Below are 25,699 nucleotides of genomic sequence, written 5' to 3' on the forward strand. Positions count from 1 at the left end.
AATTATGTCAACTTCTGTCTTCTTAATAAATACTATCATAAGGGCAACAAATACTATTTTAAATATTTTAATTATAGATATAGAGTTTTAAAAAGGGAGGATTTACAATTAATGAAGAGTAAGCGTAATTTTTTAGCAATACTAATATTATTAGTTTTGCTAACTAATCAAATCTTTAGTGTGTATGCAGGTGTAATTGAACCGCAAAATCCAGAGGTTTATACTCAGGAAATTAAATCGGATGTAAATTCAGATTCAAATTCCCAAACTGTATCTGGAGATACTTTAGAATCAAATTCTGAAACCAAAACAGGGGAAACTTCAGAACAAAATTCTAAAGTCGAATTAGAATCAATTTCAGATCCAAATTCCAAACCTACATCAGACCAAACTTCAGAGATAAAATTAGTAGACATAACAAAAAGCGGAACTACTGATAATGACATTACTGTTGGGAGAAGTGTATATGGAGAAAGTGCAAATCCTGTTAGTGAATCGACTTTGATAGAAAAACCTATGTTTATGTCTGAGATTGAGGAACAAGTGGATGAGGAGGCTCCTACAGCACCTTCACATTTATCATCTGATTCAAACACAGGTACTTCTATTGATTTGTCATGGTTAGGTTCTACTGACAATGTTGGAGTAGCAAAATACGAGGTATACGAAGGCATATCTGTAGTCAAAGCAGTGTATGGCGGAGAAACTTCGTGTACAATAACCGGTTTATCCGCTGACGGTGAATACAATTTTAGAGTCCGGGCAAAAGACGCAGCAGGAAACATTTCGAAATTAAGCAATACATTAATTGTTAACCTTAAAGATAGTGTACATATTGCGGCAGATACAACATTTTATGAAGACAGAATCTATCAGAATTTATATATAGATAGTGGGACAATTAACTTAAATGGTTACAAATTAATTGTAAGAGGTAATCTTATACAATCTAATGGTGTGATGTATGTTAATAACGGGCAGTTAGATGTACATGGAGATTACAGAATTCAGAAGGAAAACCTACAGACGAACGGAACTGTAAGTTACAGCTATAGTAGCGGTTACCTTAGAATGAATAATGAAAAGGATAGAGTTACTGTGGGAGGCAGCTTTATTGATGACTCACGTTATAGTCATAGTGGTTATTTAACGGCTGGGTTACTTGAGATAAAAGGTGATTTCACACAAAAGTCAACATACCGATACTCTAATATTGACAATTTCTACGCAACGAGCAATCACAAAACAGTCTTAAGTGGAAGCGATTTGCAGACTGTTAGTTTTGAAGATGCTATATCAAAATTTGCCGTATTAGAAATAAAGAACTATTCTGAAGAAGGTATAAAATTAACCTGTATATTAAGTGCTGATAAGCTTATAGATAATGGCTGTAAAATAGAAAGTCCAAACTCCGAAAAGGTAGGTTGGAAGCTGACGAAAGATGAGACCTATGATGGTGATTTATATCTAGGGGCAGGAATACTGGATTTGAATGGTTATCAGCTAACTGTTAAGGGAAGACTGATACAATCAGGAGGAACCATAGATATAAATGAAGGTAAGTTGTTTGTTGAAGGCGATTATAGATTGCAGTCAGAGACTAAAAACAGTACTGGTAGCATATCTTACGGTTATAGCAACGGTTATTTGAAAATGGAAAATGAGCAGGACTATGTAAACATAGCTGGAGATTTCATAACACAGTCTCAGTGTGATCACACCGGATACTTGAAAGCAGGTGTTCTTGAAGTTAAAGGAGATTTTAATGAGTTGATTTATAACTCTTCATATAATAACTTTAAGCCAACAGGAACTCATAAGACTATCTTAAACGGTGCAGAACCACAAACTGTTAAATTTGATGTTTCTTCAAATACATGTTTTAATATACTCGAAATAAGCAATACTTCAGCACAAGGAGTAAAGTTTGATTCGAAGGTAACTGTAACAAATAAAATTATAAATTCAGGATCAACTCTTCAAAATTCAGCTAACATATTTTTAGCATCCGGAGCAGTAATTGATGGAAATGTGTGGAGTTATGATTTGTCGATAGAACAAACTTATACACTTCAGAATGATTTAACAGTCGAGGGAAGTTTATATGTAAATGGTGGAACGATAAACTTAAATGGATATAAGTTGACCGTAAAAGGTAATTTTATACATTATGGCGGTACAGTGTACATAAATAAGGGGCTGCTGACTATAGACGGAGACTATAGAATACAGAATGAAATCAAATCGACTGCTGGAACTGTCAGTTATTCTTACGGATATGGGATACTGAAGATGATAGCTTTAGAGGATAGAGTTGTTGTAGGCGGAAGCTTTGTGGACGATTCAGATAACAGTCATAGTGGATACCTCACAGCAGGAGTGTTGGAGGTAAAGGGTGATTTTATACAAAAGACAACATACAGCTACGCAGATAGTAATAACTTCTATGGAAGCGGAAATCATAAAACAGTATTGAGTGGTAGCAAACTTCAGACTGTAAGCTTTGAAGATGCTAATTCAAAATTCGGAATACTGGAGATAAAGAACTATTCTGAAGAAGGCGTGAAATTTACCAGTACACTAAATGCTGATCAGCTTATAGATAACGGATGCAGGATAGTATTTCCGAACTCTGAGTTGTCTGGGTGGAAGCTGACGAAAGATGAGGTGTACGATGGAAATTTACATCTTGGAGCAGGGGTGCTTGATTTAAATGGATATAGCTTAACAGTAAAAGGAAGCTTGATACAATCAGGAGGAACTGTAGACATAAACAAGGGTAAGCTTTATGTTGTAGGGGATTATAGGATACAGACAGAAAAGAAAGCTGAGGATGGAAGCCTTAGTTATAGTTGCAGCAATGGATATTTAAAAATGATAAATGAAGGAGATTATATAAATGTAGCCGGGGACTTCATTACACAATCTCAGTACAGTCACAGCGGATATTTAAAAGCCGGAGTTCTGGAGGTTTGTGGGGATTTCAATCAGCTAACTTATAGTTCCTACTACAACTTTAAGGCTGAAGGAACTCATAAGACGGTATTGTGCGGCACAGAGGCACAAAGTGTAAAGTTTGATAGTCCGGACGTTTCAAATTCTTGCTTTAATATGCTTGAAATAAAGAACAGTTCTAAAGATGGAGTGAAATTTGAGACAAAGGCAGTAATAGCAAGCCAACTTAATAAAACGGAATCGATTATTAAAGATAGTAAAAACATATCCTTAGCAAATAATGCAAAGATAGAAGGAAATGTGTGGAACTATAGCTTGTCAATTGCAGGAAATTTTACACTTCAAAAGGATATAACAATAAATGGAAACCTGTATGTGAACGCTGGAACGACAAACTTAATCGGATATAAGTTGAGCGTAAAAGGTAATCTTATACAAAGTAGCGGTACAGTGTACATAAATAAGGGTCTATTGACTATAGACGGAGACTATAGAATACAGAATGAAAGTCAATCGGCTGATGGAAGTGTCAGTTATACTTATGGATATGGAAGACTGCAGATGACAGCTGCAGGGGATAAAGTTGTTGTAGGTGGAAGCTTTGTGGACGATTCATATTACACCCATAGTGGATACCTCACAGCAGGGGTGTTGGAGGTAAAGGGTGATTTCATACAAAAGACAACATACCGCAAATCAAATACTTATAACTTCTATGGAAGTGGAAGTCATAAAACAGTATTGAGTGGTAGTAAACTTCAGACTGTAAGCTTTGAAGATGCTAATTCAAAATTCGGAATACTCGAAATAAAGAACTATTCTGAAGATGGAGTGAAATTTACCAGTACACTAAATGCTGATCAGCTTATAGATAACGGATGCAGGATAGTATTTCCGAACTCTGAGTTGTCTGGGTGGAAGCTGACGAAAGATGAGGTGTATGAAGGAAATCTACATCTTGGAGCAGGGGTGCTTGATTTAAATGGATTTAGCTTAACAGTAAAAGGAAGCTTGATACAATCAGGAGGAACTGTAGAAATAAACAAGGGTAAACTTTATGTTGAAGGGGATTATAGGATTCAGACAGAAAAGAAAGCTGAGGATGGAAGTCTTAGTTATAGTTACAGCAATGGATATTTAAAAATGGTAAATGAAGTGGATTATATAAATGTAACAGGGGACTTCATAACCCAGTCTCAGTACAGTCACAGCGGATATTTAAAAGCCGGAGTTTTGGAGGTTTGTGGGGATTTCAAACAGTTAAATTATAGTGCCTTGAACAACTTTAAGGCTGAAGGAACTCATAAGACGGTATTGTGCGGCACAGAGGTACAAAGTGTAAAGTTTGATAATCCGAACGTTTCATATTCGTGCTTCAATATACTTGAAATAAAGAACAGTTCTAAAGATGGAGTAAAATTTGATACAAAGGCAGTAATAGTAAATCAACTTAATAAAACGGAATCGATTATTAAAGATAGTAGATATATATCCTTAGCAAATAATGCAAAGATAGAAGGAAATGTGTGGAACTACTGCTTGGCAATTGCAGGGGATTTAGCTCTTCAAAATGATATGACGATAAATGGAAATTTGTATATAGACAGTGGAACGACAAACTTAAGTGGATATAAGTTGATCGTAAAAGGTAATCTTATACAATGCGGCGGTGTGGTGTGTATAAATAAGGGGCTATTGACTATAGACGGAGACTATAGAATACAGAATGAAAGTCAATCGGCTGACGGAAGTGTCAGTTATACTTATGGAAATGGAAGACTTCAGATGACAGCTTTAGAGGATAGAGTTGTTGTAGGCGGAAGCTTTGTAGACGATTCAAATAATAGTAATAGTGGATACCTCACAGCAGGAGTGTTGGAGGTAAAGGGTGATTTCATACAAAAAACAACATACAGCTACGCAGATAGTTTTAACTTCTATGCAAGCGGAAATCATAAGACGGTATTGACTGGAAGCAAACTTCAAACTGTAAGCTTTGAAGATTACAATTCAAAATTCGGAATATTGGAGATAAAGAACTATTCTGAAGAAGGAGTACAAATTACCACTACACTAAATGCCGATCAGCTTATAGATAATGGTTGCAAAGTTAAGTTTAAAAACTCAGGTGTTATGGGTTGGAAGCTTGAAAAGGATGAAGTGTATATGGGTGATTTATACCTTGAAGCAGGTACACTCGATCTCAATGGTTACAAATTAATAATAAAAGGCAAACTCATACAGGCCGGAGGAACAATAAACATAAATAAAGGAAATCTTCTGGTGGAAGGCGATTATCGAATACAAACAGAAACAAAGAATGCAAATGGTTTGGCAACATATAGCTACAGTAATGGATATTTGAAAATGATAAATGATGCGGACTATGTAAAAGTTGAAGGTGATTTTGTAACACAGTCCCAATACGGCCAGGATAATTTCCTCACAGCAGGAGTCCTTGAAGTAAAGGGAGACTTCAGCCAAAAAAGATATAATGCATATAATAACTACAAAACGGGAGGGACACATAAGACTGTACTAAGTGGTAATGGAGTACAGCACGTAATGTTTGATAGCCCGAGCAGTTTACAATCATGTATTAATATACTCGATATACCTAACGATTTTGAAGTGCGTTTTGACACTAAAACAGTTATTACTAAAGAGCTTAAGAAGACATCAGCAGCACTTATAAATTCTAAAAATTTGAGCTTATATACCGGTGTAGAGTTAAACAGCAATACATGGTACTATGATTTAAGTTTTGAAGGAAATTATACGTTTAAATCGGATTTGACTATTGAAGGGGATATGTATGTAACCGGCGATATGAATTTAAACGGAAAGAGGCTTTATGTTGAAGGTGATTTAATTCAGACAGGCGGAACACTCAACGTAAATGGTGGAGAGATTGTTGTAGGTGGAGATTATACTATAAGCAATTATTCATTACTAGAAATGGTAAATGAATTTGACTATGTATGTGTAGAAGGTAATTTTACAACATCAAGCTCTTATACTAATGAATGTCTTACAGCGGGTGTATTAGAAGTGAAAGGAGACTTTTCACAGAAGTCAACTGCGAATAATTTCTGTGCATCAGGAACACATAAAACTTTGCTTAGTGGTGATGACATACAAAAGGTGACCTTTGAGAATAAGACTAATTCAAAGTTTAATATTCTGATTCTTTCTAAAATATTTGAAGAAGGTTACATCTTTAATGTTACAGGTAATTGGAATACTCTTGAAAAGGGCGAGGATGATAAAGAGGCACCTACAGTTCCTGTTGCTCTTAAAGAGGTATCAAAAACGGTAACAAGTGTTTCAATTGAGTGGACTGCAGCTAAAGATAATATTATAGTTGCAGGCTATGAAATTTATCGTAATGGCCAAAGAATTGCAAGGACAAATAAGACTCATTATACAGATATAGATCTTACACCTTCGACTAAATATACATATAAAGTAAATGCTTATGACGTTGCAAGAAATAAATCGGAACAAACAAGCCTTGTGATACAGACTTTAGAAGATCTCGAAGCACCTACAAAGCCTATGGGATTGGATATCTATACAAGAACAGATTCTTCCGTAACATTATACTGGACAGCTTCAAAAGATAATGCAAAGGTTTCCGGATATGAAATAAAAAGAGACGGTTCAATAATTGGTACTACAGAAGCTACTAAGTACACCGACAAAGATTTGGTTCCGGGAACATATATTTATTCTGTAAGGGCTTTTGATATAGCTGGTAAAAAGTCGGAAGAGAGCAGTACGGTTGTTTATGACAATGATAAGCCAAAAGTTCCGGAAAATATAAAGGCTGTGCCGGTTAGTGAGACAATTATTAGACTTGATTGGACTGCTGCTAGCGATAATGTGGGAACAATAGGTTATGAGATATACAGAAATAATGTAAAAATTTATTCTACAGCTAATACCTATTATGAAGACAAGGGTCTTACCCCATATACTACATATACATATAGTATATGTGCCTTCGATCAGGCAAGAAATGTCTCGGCAAAAAGCAGTGGAATTGAAGCTACAGCAATAAAAGATACAAATGCACCTACGCTGCCGAGTGGTTTGTCAATGGTTTCAAAGAGTGCTTCAACAGTTACTCTTACATGGAAAGCTTCAACAGATAATGTTGCTGTTAAGGGTTATGAGATATTCAGGGACGGAGTATCAGTTGGAAAAACAGAGACAGTGAAGTTTACGGATGTAGGCTTGACTGAAAAGGTAAAATATACATATGCAGTAAGAAGTTATGATGCTTCAGGGAATTTATCACAACTTAGCAGTTCGATTGATGTAGTTCCTTCTGTTCCGGACGCACCTTTAGGACTCAGTGCAGAAGCAGGACAGGTAAAAGTGTCATTGAAATGGACAGCTGTACAAAACAGTGATGTCAGCTATTACCGTGTTTTCAGAAGATATGGTGATGGTGCTTTGGAAAAGATAAATAATTATGTATATGCTTTAAGTGCAGAGGACTTAAATGTAACAGCAAATACGGAGTACTATTATCAGGTGGCAGCAGTTGATAAATACGGCAATGAGGGCAGATTATCCGAAGCTGTAAGTGCAGTTCCTGTTGCAGATACAGTTGAGCCCGAGATTGTAAGTGTTGATACTGTGAGAAAACTGGATTTGTTAACTTTAAGAGCTGTAGTTAAAGATAATGTAGCTACTGAAAGTATGAAACTTTATTACCGGTACCAGGATGGTGAATGGAAACTGGTAAAAGAGATCTTTGTTGCAGCAAAGAATGGTAATCAAATTGGCACAAGTTATAACTGGGATATATCTTTAATTCCAGATGGTGCATATGAATTAAAAGTAGACTTGTTTGACAAAGCTGGAAATATGGCAACAAAGACTATCAAGGTAGTAATAGTAAGAACACCGCCTCCAGCACCTGAAAAGATAAGTGCTGTGTCTGGAGAATTTAAAATTGATCTTTCATGGGCAAAGGTTGAAGATAGCAACCTTAGTAAATATAAGCTTTATAGAAGTGTTGATGGTACAAATTATAATTTATTACATGAAACCATTTTGACTTCTTATACAGACACATCTATGGAGTTAGGTAAAAAGTACATGTACAAAGTTACAGCACTAAACACCTTCGGGTATGAAAGTGCTGGTACTGTAAGTGAATTTGCAATTGCTTATGACGATATAACACCGCCGGAAGTTGTTGGAATTAAGCCGGAGGATGGAAGCAATATAAATGCTACAGTAAATATAAGTGTAATGGCTTTAGACAATGTAAAAGTAAGCGGCATAGAGTTTTTCTATACGACCTCTGATAGTGAAACCGAAGAGTGGACAACTATGGGAAACAGTGATGCCGGTACAATAAGCTGGAATACCAAAGGGCTTAAGGATGGCGCATATAAAGTTAAAGCAGTTGTAAAAGATGCTGCTGGAAACACTAAAGAGATAATAGCAAAATACAACATAGATAATTCTGCAGGACAGGCTCCGATACTTACAGCTGCTGGATCGGAATTGAAAATCACTCTTAATTGGGAACCCTCAGAAGTGAAGGAAGATTTCGACCATTACAGGATTTATAGGAGAACAGAAGCTGCCGGAGAATTTGAACTTATTGCAAGGCTTGAAAAGACGTTATATATTGATAGTTCTGTGACAGCGGATAAGGATATTTGGTACAAAGTCAGCGTGGTTGACAAACTTGGAAACGAAAGTGAAGGTTCTAATATCGTAAAAGCAAGAGCAGGAAAGGACACTACTGCTCCAATCATAAAGAGATTTGAGCCTGCGGATGGGGTTGCAATAAGAAACGGCTGCAACTTGACTGCATATGCAGAAGACAATGACAAAGTCAGCTCTTACGCCTTTGAATTCAGGAGATTGGATGAAAATAAGGAACTTCTTGAAGGGGAAGAATGGATTACCATTGCAGAGATAAACAACAACACCAATAGTAAGGCTGAGGTTACATGGGATACTTTAGCTATAGGTGAAGACAAAGAGATTCTTTACCAAGACGGAAATTACCAGATAAGACTGACGGTTTGTGACCAGTCAGGCAACAAGTCAGAGAAGATACAAAATTATGTGCTTGCAAATAACCCGCCAAATGCACCGGATAAATTATATGTACAGGCAGGAGAATGGGAACTGGTGGTAAGCTGGTCTCCTGTAGTAAGACCTGATTTTGATCACTACGTGCTTTATAGAAAAGAAGGCAAGGACGGCATATGGGAGAAGGTGGTTGAAGACACCACTTCCAATATATACGTCGATGCAATGAAAGATCCTAAATTTGAGTATTTCTACAGGGTATCGGTTGTAAATGATTTGGGAAGGGAAAGTGAGCCTTCTTATGATTATTCCAAGGATACAGAGATAAGTGACAAAATCGATACAAAGTCACTGCATCAGACCACCATACCGGTTATTCTTGACATGAAGCCTTCTAGCTTGTCAAGAACGAATGACTCTCTGGATTTAGCGACCATAATAGGTGATAGTGTTGGAGTTGAGGTCAGATATGAGTACGGATTTGTTGGACATGACCCGTCAGCTGCATTAACAGGAGCTGAAACCTGGCAGCATATAGGCAACGGAAGCATAGAAACAATGAAGGAACAGGACCTTTTGGAGATCTTGGAAGATTTCCTTGCAGGTAAGGAGATCCTGCCGGATGCAAATAGCGGAGATCAGCGCTTCTTATCCAAGCTTACATGGAATGTAAATTCCCTTCCAGACGGTGTATATGCTGTTCGTGTAACGGCAGTCAATAAAGGAAATAAAGAGGGAAGTACAATAAAGAAATATATAATAGACCGTGTTGCTCCAAAGACTCCAGCAGGACTTGTTGTTCAAAACTCCAAGACAGGTGGAGAGCTTCAGCTTTCATGGGATAAGAATGAAGAAAATGACATAGAAAAATATATTGTTTTAAGATCTACAACAAGTGGTGGGACTTTTGTCAAAATAGCAGAAAGCAAATCCCTTGTATATAGAGATGTAGGCTTAGAGGATGGCAAGCCATATTATTACATAATAAAGGCAGTGGATACCGCTGGAAATGAAAGTGGATTATCTACTCAGAATTCAGGTGTGCCGTCTGCAATAAGTGACCTTACTGTAGCAGGAATTACTGTGCCTAAGTCACTTGCTTATGAAAGAAGCGGAAATATAACAGCAGTTGTTAAGAATCTTGGTTTTGCAAAGGCCCAGGGAAAAGTAAACTTCTACTATAAAACTGGTGAGGCATGGAAGTATATAGACAGCTCAAATGTTGAAGTAATAAGCTCAGAAAAAGCTGAAGCAACAATAACATGGACTCCAGCTAAAACTTTAGATGCAGTCACATATATAAAGGCAGAAATAGAAACACTTAAAGGAACAGATGATATTGATGGCACCAATAATTCCTTTACCGACGATTTTAGACTGAACGCTCCGCCAGTGGCAGTTATAACATCAGATGAATGGGTGTACTCAGGTGACAACTTTACCTTGAATGCCGGTGAGTCAAAAGATCCTGACGGCAGCATAGCTACATATGATTGGGACATGGGCGATAAGACCGTTAAAAAGGGAAAACAGATTACTTATATATATCAAAATCCCGGTAACTATAATATTAAACTCACTGTTACAGACAACAGCGGCACCCAGTCTTATGAGACTGTATCAATGCACGTATATGACAACCGTCCGGATATTATAGTAACTGACTTAGAGTGGCTGCCTTTAGAGCCGAAAGAAGGAGATGTAGTAACAATAAATGCGATTGTTGGAAACATAGGAAAGAGTTCCAACAAGCAGGGATTTTTAGTTGGTTTCTATATAGATAACAAGTATATAGGTTATACCAGAGTTGATAAAAGTATAGAGCCGGGAAAAGCTGAAAAAATACCTTTTACATGGATTGCAGAACCTGGAATTCATGTAGTTAAAGTAGTTGCCAATGATATTCTTGACAATCTTAAAGAGATGGACAAGAACAATAATGAATATATTGAGGCTATGACTTCCCAAAAGGTTAATTTCCCAGATGTAGAAGTGAAAGACCTTAGAGTGTCATATGGAGATAAAACTGAATTACAAAGTGAAGAACCTTTTGCGTACACTGCACAGATTGCCAACTTAGGAACTGCTGCGGCAGAGATGTTCTTTGTGTCCTTGTATGTAGACGGAAAATGGGTTGCAAAGCAGAATATAAATAAACTTGACGTGGGCGAGAACAGACAGCTATCATTTTTTGTGAAACCTTCAAGCGGGGTACACAATGTAACTATAAAAGCTGATGATCCTGCTCCAATGCTGGTTGAAATGGTAAGAGAGAACAATGAAGCTTCCTTTGTTACTAAGGAGTTTAGCGTAATCTATCCTGAACTTGAAATAGATCCTGTAACATGGAGGCCTAAAGAAACTTACCTTACAGAGGGTACATCACTTACCTTTGAGACAAAGGTAAGAAATACAGGTAAGGTAAATATAACTCATAAATTTGATGTTGATTTCGAAGTTGACGGCACCATTATAAAGAGCTTTACCATTGACAGTCTCGATATGGGTAAAGAGAAGGAAGTATGGGCGCGTTGGACTGCAGTACCAGGAGAGCATAAGGTTAATGTGGTTTTGGACAGGGACCAATCCGTTACAGACAGTGTATATAATAATTCGGTTTCTGCTAAAGTACCGGAACTCTCTATAATTTATCCTGATCTTAGATTATCGGATGTTCAGTGGTCTCCTGTCAGTTTGAAATATGGAAGTACTGTTACATTCCTTGCAAGGGTGAGCAATCAAAGTGTATCTTCAGTATTTAACGATTTCAACGTGGGCTTATATGTTGACGGTAAGGCAGTCGCAGGTAAGAGAGTTAAAGGGTTACGAGGACATAGTACAGCAATTGTGGATTTGACTTGGGAACCTGATTTGGTTGGAGAACACAATTTTGAAGTTATTGTCGACAACCTGAAAGAAGTAAAACAAGCAGCGTTAGCTGAAGGCGAGACTAGGAATTGGAAGCAAAAATTTGATATAAGTGATGCTTTGACTGTGGATGTCTGGCCGGAAGTAGAAGAACCTGACCAGTATATGACTGAAAATATTTATGCTTCTTCTGATAAATTCATATCTATAGGTGCTGCTGTTAAAAGAGCAAGCAAGCTGAATAAGCTGTTAGGTCCGGATGATGGGGTTTATGCAAAATATACTCTTAGAAAAGGAACAGAAGCTATATTAGATGGAGAAATAGGTTATAACCGTGCAACAGGTAAATTTGAGGCCCAGATACCTATCATATCCCTTGATGACGGAATGTATAATTTGACTTTTGATATTGGTGATGGTGCAGAAAACTTATTTGTTTCTACAAATATAATGCTTGTAATGGAGAGCGTTGGAGTAGTTGAGACGGATAAAGAAACCTATCAGAGTGGTGAAATCGTTAGAATTACAGGAAATTTCAATTATAGAGACGGAAATCCGATGGCAAATGAACAAATTGCACTTGATCTGATATTAGAGCCCGCACTTGAAGATCCTATCTATGTTCATGATGCTAAGGGAGATTATATGAAGATGTGGCATGCAGAGCACTTGAGTTTCTTGACTACTGATGAAAAAGGTCATTTCGAATTTGAGTTTGTACCGGAAGAACGAGAGGCAGGTAAATGGAGGGTTGTTGCATTCCCATTCAAAAAAGGCCTTGGAACGGGAGCAAATGCAGGATTTACAGTATGGGGCCTAAAAGCCTCACAGCAGGAAGTACATGTGGCAACATCAAAAAATTATCAATTTTCAAAATATGTAGCTGTTAAGAATTTGGCTGAAGCAAGTGATATGCCATTAACAGGACTAAGTGCAGTACTCGTAAACCTTACTCCTGAAAGTGGAGTTCGTGCTGTAATGAATACATCTACTTTGTCTGCTGCGTTGGATGCGGATCAGGAGAGCGGTGTAACAATTAATTTCAATGTGCCTTTAGATTGTGCTGACACTGCTGAATATATTGTGAAATTCAGTACTGCGGAAGGTGCGTCTTCCGAGAGCAGAATAAAGTTATACTTAAGACCAGCAGTACCTAATCCTATTGTAGAACCTAGGGGAGTTAAGCTTGGCATAAATCCAGGCAACAGTATGGTTAAAACCTTTAAGGTAACCAATAAAGGGCTTGGAAGGATGACAGGTATAAGCCTTGAAGCACCAAAAAGTATTCTGTGGATTACGCCTTTAAATCTTGGTAAGGTTAACTTGGAACCTGGTGAGTCTACAACTTTTGATGTTGCAGTTAATCCTCCTAAGGCTATTTCATTGGGAGAGTACCAGGATGATATAATTATAACGGACGGAAAATACAAGGCTGTCGCTACTGTTGCTGTAGAGGTATCTACCTCCGATGTGGGTTCACTTTCCTTTATGATAACGGACGATGCAGGAGAGCGTGTTGAAAATGCTGAAGTTACTCTTGTTGGAAAAGAGCCTTATGTTCAGGTGTTAAACGGTCAGGAAGTAGTATATTATCAAAACTACTTCGGACGTACCGATATTAATGGTATTGTAACCTTCCTCGATAAACCTCTTGGACAATACAGCTATACGGTTATGGCGAAAGGCAGAAATAAAGTAGTTGGTGAAACTTATGTTATGCCGACAAAAGAAGCCTTGCTTGAAGAAGTGACAATGGAAGCACAGCCGGTTCAGATAGAATGGACTGTTACGCCGACAACAATAGAAGATAAATATGAGATAGAGCTTGCAATGACCTTTGCTACAAATATTCCAACACCGCAGTTTGGATTTGTTCCGCCTTGGATAACAATACCTAAACAGGTTGAAGAGCCTATAATTTATGAAGCTACGGTAATTAATACAGGATTGGTAGCTATTACAGATGTAACTGCTTCAGTGCTTCGTTCAAATTCAAGCGCAACGGGAATAAGTATCGTAGGGGGAGGGTATTTAGGAGAAATACCGGCCCACGGCAGTAAACGTATTCAAATACTGGTTCAGCCAGGGTATTATGAATTGCCTTATGGTACTACAGCCGGTGATACATCATTTATAGATGCAATAACCGGAGAAAAGAGTGCAGGGAAACCGCATAATGGAATTAAGCTTAGCGGTAAGTATGTTAGCTTTGATCCTGATACAGGACTGCCTAAGTACCCTGCAGAGATTGTAAATGCAGTAATACCTGTATATAACCCTGATACTAACAGAAAGGTAAAAGTAAAAGTTAAGGATAACAACAGCGGTAATGAGAAAGAAAGCGAAGAAAATATGCCTTTAATTGAATTGGACTATTTTGTTCCGATTCCTGAAAAGGGAGATAAAGCAGAAACAGATACAGGCAGTGGAGTTTATGAGATAGTAAAGCTTAAGCTGGCACAGAGTGCTACGCTTGAAAGACAGGCATTTGATGCAAATTTAAAAATATCAAATTCTTATCCTGCATACTCACTTAATAATCTTTCAGTCAGAGTAGTTATGACTGATAAGGATGGAAAGGATGTTACAGCTAAAAACTTCATAATTCCAACCGGTACAGAAGGTATGGAAACACTTGACGGATCATGCTCATTGGGTTCAGGCGAAAATATGGTGTCAAACTGGAGTATAATTCCCGGAGAAGGTTTGGGAGGTACCAATCCCGAAGGTGAAACTTATTTTGTTAAAGCATTGATTTCCTACTATGTAAACGGAAGGTATATTGAAACACAGACCCAGGCTGAAAAGATTACAATAAAACCACAGCCTAAGATTATCCTTCACTACTATATTCCAGGCAAGGTGAAGGCGGGAGAACCGTTTAAGCTTGGCGTAACAGCGGAAAACATAGGTGACGGGGCTGCAAAGAATCTGGTTATAGATTCCGGAAATCTTCAAATAACTACAAATCAAGCCGGATTATTGACCAAATTTGATATTGTGGATACTTCCTTTGGAAGTACAAGCAGTAACAGTTTCCGCCTGAACTTGGGTGATATTGCACCTCACAGCCAGGTTACCGGATACTGGCTTGTTAAATGGACAATGTATGAAGAGGTTGAGGGTGCAGAAGCTCTAGAAGGAGAATTCCTATCCTTTAAGGCTTCATTAAAGCACCTGGATTATAAAGGTGTGGAACTTAATCCTCTGATAGTAGATGTTACTACCGAGATAATAGGTAAGGATAATATACTGCTTGAGGGCAGTGAAGATGCTTTAACCCTTATCAGTGAAGCTGGTACAGGCTTCCCAGATTACCTGGTCAATATGAAGACAGGGCTCAAGATACCGATATATGTGCCTCAATCCCTTGAAGTGTTAAAACAGCCTGATCCTGATAGCAGTACACTTAAGTTTAAAGTACCTGCTCCGAAATTAGATGCAAATACTCCTGATGCACTGCGTTATCAAGTATTAATGCTCAAAGATCCTTTGACTGGTACAAATATCCGCTCAGTTACAAGGGAACTTTATGATGAGGTTACTGAAACCTCAAATCTCAGTAAGAGCAATACATGGAAAGACTTTGGAAATATATATATTATAGATGAAATTCCAATGTCCTATGTAAAAGAAGATGGGAAAGATACAGAAAAAAGGTGTTATCAACCTGCAGCATATAATGTGGATTTCAGCTCAGGGGCTGTTGTTGAAGCAGTTGAGTATGCACGTATATATTATCAGGTAGAGAAAAACGGAGACGAGTTTGAAGCAATAAAGAAATTTGCATACTATGAAACTGGAGTTAATACAACTGAAGGTGAACTTACAAGCGTAAGAGCTGCAATTACAAATAAGGGGTCTGGTATTGAAAATGGAACCGTTGAGTTTTATGCAGCATTAGTTGGCAGTATGGGGAAAGAAGGAGAGCCTATACTTATAGGAAAAGCAGAGTTTAAGAATCTATCTCCATATGGCACACAGTATGTTTATACTGACTGGATACCTGAAATAGGGGGAGAGTACCGTTTAATTGCAGATATTGTGGAGAATGAAAGCAAGGATGGTGCCGGTGAAACCCGAGCTAGAATAAACATAAAACCATATGCCGATGCCGGAGTTGATTTCTCTGTAGATGTTATGAAGCCTGCACGTTTTGATGCTTCACGTTCCTACGATAAAGACGGATATTTGCTGAACTTCATATGGGATTTTGGAGATGGAGAATCGGGCTATGGAGTGTGTCCGATATATACCTATCAGAATTCCGGTACATATAAGGTGACGCTGACTGTAGTTGACAATGACCATGTGGAAAGCACATCTAAGATGCAGATTACAGTTAATGAAACAAGACCTGATTTAAGGATTAATGATGTTGTATTTGATAAAGATGAACCTAAAGAGGGAGAAAAGTTAAAAGTTACGGCAAAGGTTTATAACGGAGGGTATTCCGATACAAATGCGCCATTTATTGTTGGGTTCTATGTAGACAATATGTTTAAAGACTCTGTTAAGATAGCAGAAAATATTAAACCTGGAGAAGCTTACGATGTATCCTTTGAATGGACTAATACTGCAGGAAACCATATGGTTACGGTAGTTGCGAACGATATGGGGCATCCGGTTATTGAAGCGGATTTTGACAACAACCAAAAGAGCAAAGCTGTTAATGCAAAGACCGCCTTCTTCCCAAGTCTTAAAGTAAAGGAATTTACATGGAGTGGGGAAGATTGTGAAACACTTGAATGGAATGAAAAGGTTACACTTTCAGCAGTTGTTGAAAATGATGGATTTGCAAATGCAAAAGATTTCCAGATAGCATTTTTGGTTGACGGAGCGTTTATCAAAGGAGAAAAGGTAGAAAATCTGTCTTATACCAGCGGTTATAACTCTGTGAAGGTTTCAGCCGATTGGAGACCTCGAAAAGAAGGTTTACATACCATAAAAGTAATTGCTGACGGGCCTCTGCCTCATGTTGTGGAACTTGACCGAAGCGATAATGAAAAACAAATTGTAATAAAGAATTTACAGTTAGTGCATCCGGATTTGTGGGTGGAAAGCGTATCTTTAAATCCTGAAGAAATAAGTATTGAGCAGGGGCAACCTGTAGTTGTGGGTGTTACTGTAGCAAATGACCTGCATGCAAAGGTTGACAATACATTTAACGTATCGGTTTATTCAGATGACATTTACGTTGGAAGTGCCGAAATTAAAGGAATTGATAAAAACGGACGTGCATTTGCAACAGTTGTATGGAAGCATCCTTTGAATGGAACTAAAAACATACGTGTGGTATTGGATGAAAGAAATGATGTAAATGAAAGCAATGACGAAAACAATACTTATACGTATAGTTTGAAAGCACCGATGGATGTGAAGATTCCGGATTTGATAGTTGAAAAGATAGAGACAAAATCTGATAGTGTAACAGCATCCTTTGGAGATAAGTTAAAAACTGCTATTACACTGAAAAATACTGGAACAGCTGCAGTGAACAAGCCATTTACAACAGCGCTATATGTAAATGGTATAAATGCAGGAACCTTTACAACAAGTACTATAATTATGCCGGGGACTTCAGTATCTGGTGTGGTTGAATGGAAGGCAGACTATCTGCCGACAGCACCGGATTATACGCTTACTGTTTACGCAGATGTGAACAGCAGTTTGTACTTAAACGATCGTGCTCATGCAAAGAGAGAAGTTAAATACCATGTTGAGGACAAGTTACAGGTAAACTTTAAAGTGGGAAAAGAAAATTATACAGTGGAGGAAAAGCCTGAATTTGAATTAAAAACAGTGTCCACCGATCAGCCATGGAGACCTCTTGGAACACCTGAAAACATCACTGCTGAACTCAATATATATAGAAATGGCACAGAAGAAGCAGCGAAACCGGAAGTGTCTAAGAAGATGGACTATAACACGGTAAACGGAGCGTTTGGAACTGTTCTTGACTTTAACTTGCCGATTGGCAGCTACAAAGCTTATGCTACCGTATTTGAAGGTGAAACAGTACAGCAAAGCGTATACAGTACCTTTAATATAGTTAAAGATTATTATATAGATGTTGAGACAAAAGCACTTACATACAATGTTGGTGATGTTGTTGAAATAAAAGGAACTGTAAGAGAAACTGATAAAGTGACTCCTATCAAGGGAGCAGAGGTTACAGTAGTAATTGTAGGAGAGCAGGAGTGGAGAGAAAATGTTGTAACTGATGCAAAAGGTGATTTTGCTTATCAGTTCAAGGTGCCTGAAGGATTTGGAGGGTCTTACTCTTTAAGAGCTATAGGAAATGTTAATAAAGCTTCAAAATCCAGCAAATCACAGGTGTTCTATGTTGAAGGTGCATACCTGTCATTGCCGGAGGAGATAAAGCTTACAGCTGGGTACAGCCAGAAGGTGGATATTTCATTGACCAACGTAGGCACCATAAGTTTGAAATCTGTCGAAGTTAATAAGGAATTGAGCGGTGATGCAGAGGGTGTCAAGGTTGAGTTTGCCGAAGTATTGCCAAAAGAAATCGAGGCAGGTAAGACGATTAACACAATACTAAATATAAGTTCAACTGCCGATGTACAACCTGGTGTTAAGATGCTGAAGATTGTACTTAAGAGTGCAGATGGACATGATTACACAGGTGAAATGAAGGTTGTTATTGAAAAACCTGAGCCTAAAATGGGAATAGAAGTAGATGGAGACAGAGAGAACCTTGCACTCAATGCTGCAATCAGACCAGGAGAAACGATAACAAAACTTATAACTGTTGTTAATGAAGGAACAGCACCGATTTTGAATTTGGAAGTTTCAGGCCTTGAAAAGCTTCCATGGATAACTGTTACTACATCGGGTACAGATATTATAGAACCACTGAACAAAGGCTATTCTATAAGAGATAAAAACGGATGTGCAACAATAGCAGTAAATATTGCTCCATCAGAATATGTGAAAGAAGGAACTTATAATGCCACTTTGGACATATCCTCAAATGCAGGAGTTGTTAAAATTCCTGTAACAGTTTATGTAAGTGCTGCTGAGGTTGGAACGATTGTATTTGAAGTTACAGATAATAAGAATATAGTTGTAAAAGATTCAAAGCTTAAGCTTGTTGGACCTCACTTATCTGGTGGTCTACAGGCTGTGGACGCAAAATATTACACCGGCAGAATGGACGAGGATGGAAGGTACAGGTTTGAGAACATACCGGCAGGAACTTATACTGTTAAGGCTACGGCATCTAAATATGAAGACTATGAAGAAAGTATAGAAGTACCTGCATTGATTAACCTTATCCCTCAAAAAGTAGTCCTTCAAAAGAAAAAACTTTCACTGGGCTGGGATGTCAGTGGAATTAGAAATGTAATACAGGGTGCACTTACGAGGGATGCCGAAAGTATTCTAATTAAGTCGGACAGCATAGATACTAACAGTCCGGACCTTGTATCCCAGTTCCCAGGAGATGAGATTTCAGTAGGGGATGTCATCGGGGAAGAGTTTAAAGCGGGAGGAACTATTGTAATTAAAAATCCTTCACAGTTAGAGGGAGTTCGTAATGTACGTGTGCAGGTTGTTGAGTCCGACTCGAAGCTGCCGGAAAACAGTGTGACATTAAGTTACGGAAAAGTAAGCAGCAAAAACCTGAATTTAGGCACTTTTGATGCCAATAAGGAAACGAAGATCAATTGGGCATTGGATTTATCCGGCTTATACTACAAAGCAGATGTGACAGATGGAGAAAAGCCGGGACAGTATGAGGTAAAAGTACCTGAAGGAGTAACCTATGAAAATGTAAGTGCCTGGATTAAAGGACTGTCATCTGCTCTATACAATGGAGAGACTGTTACAAATTCTGTTTATAACATTGAGGAAAATACTTATACAATTGAAGTTCCGATGAACGAAGATGGCATATACATTAAACCGGATGGAAATATACAAAAGTTTTACGGTACCAACTATGTATTTGATATGCTGGTTAATGTTACTGGATTAATATTGAATAAAGAAGGCAAGGAAGAGGAAGTCAGCTGTAATGTTCCGCTGAGGGTTAATTACATCCCTTCAGACGTAAGCGCAGATTCAATACCTGAAGAAAATAGGAAAAACCTCAGGGTTGAAGAGAATTTAGAAGCTGAGAATCCTGTTATTCGAAACTTCAGTAGAAGCTTCCTTGAAAAGAGATGTGGCTTGGATTTGGGAAGTATTCCGGAGCCTTTAGGATTTGCGGCTGGTTCATTTGGTTTCTCTCAGGATAGTGCAACAGTTGATGAGGCGTTTGAAGCTAAATTTACAATGTATAATCCTTATAAAGAAGAAAAACTTGAAAATGTACAGGTTGATATAATTATAAGCGATAAGCCTTTTGATGAAGCTGGAAAACTGCCGGCAAATGCAAAAGTTCTGACCGATTGGTTCAATGTCGAATTGCTTAATGCCGACGGAGTGCAAAACATAGATGGAAGTGCTGTGGTTACAGAAATAGAAGCTTTAGGAAGCAGGGAAATCGTATATAGTATAAAAAGTATTCCGGGACTTGGTGATATCGGCGGTGACTATTATGTCCATATGATTTACAGATATAAAGCGGATGGAGAGGTACATGAGGGTGTCACATCTCCTAACAAATTCCACATTGAGCCGCTACCAAAGCTTTATGTAAGCTATAAGCTGATTCCGGACGGAAAAGATCGTTATAAACTAGAGGCGACAGTGACAAATACAGGTGAGGGTTCAGCACATAACGTAACACTTGGATTACCTTCAATAGCTAACGCTGCCGGCCTGGAGATTTTAAGCATTATGTCCGGAGACGGAAAGTATCAGACTGATCTAACAAGAATGGATATTGGAGATGTTAAACCAAATGCTACAAAGACAGGTACTTTCGTAATATCGGGTTCAGGACTTGAAAATTGGGATAAACTGCCTTATGTAGCTGTTAAGGCAAGCAAAACTAATGCTAATATTGTAATTGCACCATTTGCGATACAGTCAGTATGGACGAGTGATTTTAATGATCTGCAGAGTGAAATTGAGGTCCTTGAATTAAATATTAAGAAGGTAATGGAAAAGACTACTGATGACTTGGCAAGAAATATAGTTTCCGTAACTGAATTTACGATGGATTTGTACCAGGCTCAAGCTTATTCCTATACTTTGGAAGGATTATTCAGAATAAACTCATTCATAACTACATATTTGGGGGTATATAAAGGTTTAGCAACCAGTGCTGCCGATTATTTGTTGTTTGATGAGGGGATAGGGTCTTTTATGTCTACAATGTTCTTTAGCTGGTTATCCAAGCAGGATCTTGACACAAAGAATCAGGTTAAGGCTATATTGGCTGAATTGAATGAGGTTGACAAAAAATTGAAGGAGTATGAAGACAAGCTAAAATCAGAAGACTTAACCGAGTTAGACAGGAAATTGACTGAAGATGCGTTGGAAGTCAAAAAAGCAAGATATAAAGAGTTGTTGGAACAGTATATGCATGAAACAGGTCAGGGAGTAAGCAAGATTGCTCACTATTTACATATTGCATCAGAGTGTGCCGACAAGCTTGTTGCAGATTTTACAAGATCTCAGGATACAATTGACTTTATAAGTTATAGCCAATATATAGCACAATTTTTAGCTAACAGAGATACTCAAATGGAATGGATGACAGGCCTCGGAGATTATGCAAATGCTCTATTAAAGCAAGGTTATTCCAGAGAAGAAATATATGAAATGATAAAAGAAAGAATTAACAACTCAACTATAAAAGTTGTTGACATTGATGATGTAGAAGGGTTATTTATGGATTCCTCTGTTATAGCTGAAGGTGATATTGATGAAGGCTTACTTAAAATAGCGGAAAATGCCCGTTCAGTAAAATATAGTGAGTTGAGTGATGAAGTTAGAATACAGCTTATGAAATCTCTGCAAATTTTAGAGGGTTATGGCAGTGATTTAGGATCTGCTCCTGCATACTATCCTATTGAGCCTTTGAAAGAATATTTGGAGGATCTTAATAGCAAGCTTGAATCCATATGGAGTGATGGAGAGGGCAATATGATAAAGTCAATTGGAAGGTATAAGAATGTATGGATATACAATCCTGACAATAGCGGTAACCTAATACCTAAGGAAGTTGAATTGACCAAATTATATGAACCTCAGTTGGATTTGCTTAAAAATCTTACGAAGGGATATGGCGGTCTTGTGGACAGATGGGAGATAAATCAGCTTAAGACTATGTTGTGGGCTGCTGATAGTATGAATACTGCTTATGGATTAGCAAGTGCCAGCACCTTTGCCGGAGCATTGATATTAGGCGGTACCAATGCAATATACTCAATAATGATAAACAGAGCAAGAAATGAACTCGCAATGACTGAGAATGTATTGACAACCAGGGAGTGGGATAATATTAAAGATATTTCAATGAATATGGTGAGATTAATGTCAACTACAGGGATTGCAAATATGCAGGCACTTGAAATAGGTACTTCCGTAAACGGAGTATTCGAAGCTGTTGATGAGTGGCAAAAAATTGACCCGCCGCTGCCTGTGGAAGTTATGAGCAGTGTTGTACCTGATGTTATAGTTGATGCAGATAGTTATGTTGGAAGAGGAAAAGCAGTTTTACAGATTAAAAACCTTCATACTGGAACTTTGAGCATATCACCTTCTGTTCAGATATACGGCACGAATGGTCTGGTTGATGTACCTGAGGTACAGTCAGTAAGTGTGCTTTCAGGTGAAACTGCTGCAATAGAAATACCGTTTATAATTCCAAGATCTACTTTGTTGGATGCAGGAGGATACTACGCTGTTATAAATCTGAACCTGGCAGAACCTGCTACAATGTCTGTAGGTGCAGTAGAAGGACCTTATATTGCTCATTTCTTTGCAGGAACAAAAGAGCAGATTGAAGCTTACCATGGCAAATATGAAGCTACTCAGCCTCTAGGTAGGGAAATAGCTTCCTTGGAGCAGGATGAAAAAATTATTAATGTAAGCAGCAACACAGGTGAGTTGAGAGTATTTATGGCTGCCGAACCTGGCTCAAAGTTGCAACTCCATATATATACTGAAGATGGAAAACAAGTTGGTTTCAAAGACAGCGCTGCGGTAAGTGAAATAGATGGAGCAAATGTAAAAGGATTGATTAACGAACTGGATTGTATAAGAATACTAAATCCGATGGAAGGAAAGTATCGTGTAGTTGTAAGCTCACCAGAAGCTGAGGAGAATCAGAAGTATGCGCTAAGCGTTGTTAAACTTCCTGATCTAGGAGCTGTACCTGATGTGTATACACCTGCGACTGTTTCAACCAATAACGGTGAAGTAGAATTTAAGGTCGATATATTTGAAACTTCAGGACATAGTGATGTTGAGAAATTTAAAATTACTGTAGGCGAACTCACAGATGAGAAGGGAAATAAAATCCCTGAAGGCAGTTTCAAGTTTACAGATATAGACGGAAAACCAATTATGGAAGCTATTCCTGCAGGATATGGAAGTTCATTCTATGCTCATGCTAAAATATCCGATTATGCAGTTGAAGGGATTTATAAAGGACTGGTTAAAGTAGAGTTGGCAGGAAGTGAATTGAATCCTGCGCTTGTTAATCAGACTGAAATAATGTCTGTGACAAATTCAGTATACGGTTGGTTTGAAAAAGACTCATCTACAAGCGGTTGGAGAGAGTTTGAATATATAGTACCAATTGTAATAGGATTTGATAAATCAATACCTGAAACACCTTTATTAGAGCCTTTAGAACAGTCATCAGATAAAAATTCTCACACCATGCATTTGACAGGTAAAGCTTCATCAGAAACAAATGTAGTTGTATGGGTTGATGAAGTGGCAAAGGGAGTCTATGATGTAAATGAGGAAGGTAAATTTGATATATCTTTGTTACTTGATAAGGGGCTTCATGAGGTTTATGTAAGTGCAGTAAATGCATATGGAACTGAAAGTTTGCCTTCAGAGAAATACAAAGTTGAGATTGAGGAAACAGAGGACAATAAAGCACCTGTACTACATGTGCCAGAAGATATAACTAAAGAGGCGGAAGGCAAATTAACCAAGGTGGATATAGGTAATGCTTCAGCGAAAGATGAATCTGAGTTTACTATAAAAAATAATGCACCGTCGGTGGGTTATACGTTAGGTACAACAGAAGTAACATGGACTGCTGTAGATGCAAGAGGGAATACTTCCAGCAAAATTCAGAAGGTGACGATTGCAGATACTACATCACCGGTATTAAGTGTGCCAGCAGACGTAACTGTGAAAACAGAAAAGACTCAAGTATCAGTAGATATTGGTAAAGCATCTGCGTATGATATATTTGAAGTTGCAGTAACTAATAACGCTCCTGAAATATTCAATGCTGGAACAACCGTAGTAACATGGAGGGCAGTCGATGCAAATGGAAACAGTGCAACTAAAAATCAATCAATAACAGTAATTAACGTGCCGACACCAACACCGACACCAACACCGACGCCAACACCGACACCAACACCAACACCAAGTACACCATCGGATAATGGAGGTTCAACATCTGGTGGCGATGTTCCTTCATTAGGTGGAGACGCTGGGCAACCACCAATAGATATTCCTGTTGTGGTGCCGGAAGTTACACCAACTTTGCCGCCTCAAACGACGGAAGAACCTCCGGAAACTGATATACCAAACTTCATACCTTCCGATTTGCTGGTTGAAATAACAGCTGACAGCAGGTTGGGTGAAGAAGGGCAAACTATGGATTTCACAATAACTTACAAGAATAGGGCAAAGGCAATCTTATCCAATGTAGTTGTAGAGGCTGGTATTTCAGAGTATATGACAGTTACAGAATGTGGTGTGGGTAAAGTAAATGAAAACAGGATTGTTTGGGATATATCCGAAATTGGAATAAACGAAATTGGTACGTTAACTTTTAAAGTAAAAGTTAACGAGCTCAAAAAAGCAGAAGTGAAAGAAACCGTAAGTGCAGTGATAACATGTATTGAGAAAATAGAAAACAAAGAGTATTCTAAATCAGCGGTTGAAGTTTTACTTTACTCAAACCGTTATAAAACGGAAGAAGCTCATAATCAGTACATAAAGGGATATGCTGACGGGACTTTCAAACCTGACAAACCAATAACAAGGGCTGAAGCAGCAACTATATTTGCACAGGCTTTAGGACTTGATACAAGCGAAAGCACGAAAGCTATTTATACGGACGTAGATATGAATAACTGGGCAGCGGCGTATATAGGGGCAGTTACAAAAGCCGGATTATTCGGTGGATATGGAAATGGAGAATTCCGCCCGAATGCTTATATAACGAGAGCTGAACTGGCAGCTGTAATATTTAAATACTTGAAGCTTTCGAACGAAGAGCCGATACAGATTCATTTTAAGGACATAAACAAGCATTGGGCTAGTAAGTGTATTGAAAGCATTTACAGGTTTGAAATAGTAAATGGATATGAAGATGGAACTTTCAGACCTGATAATAAAGTAACACGTGCTGAAGCTATTGTTATGATTAATAAGATGTTGTTCAGAGGTCCACTTATGAATGCAGAACAGAGTTTTTCGGATGTACCAAAAACCCACTGGGCATATACGTGGATTGAAGAAGCAGTTGGAACGCACAAATTCATAAGACTCCCTAATGGAAATGAGAATATAGAGCAGTAAAATGAAAAAGAGATGTTTTCAGGAAAGTGAAAACATCTCTTTTTTTTATGGGTATAGTTTTTAATTCAGTACCAGTACTTAATTTGTTTGACTCTGACATAATTTTAATACTTGA

1 protein-coding gene is annotated in these 25,699 nt (G+C 38.0%); it reads left to right on the plus strand.

The genetic code is table 11. The features are described from left to right. Nucleotides 1-111 precede the first annotated feature (111 nt). Nucleotides 112-25,584, plus strand: coding sequence for a CARDB domain-containing protein (locus tag ACECE_RS28105; protein WP_010249981.1), 25,473 nt, complete (start codon nt 112-114; stop codon nt 25,582-25,584). The last annotated feature ends 115 nt before the right edge of the window (nt 25,585-25,699 follow it).

The organism is Acetivibrio cellulolyticus CD2 (genome assembly GCF_000179595.2).
In the GTDB taxonomy this organism is placed as follows: domain Bacteria; phylum Bacillota; class Clostridia; order Acetivibrionales; family Acetivibrionaceae; genus Acetivibrio; species Acetivibrio cellulolyticus.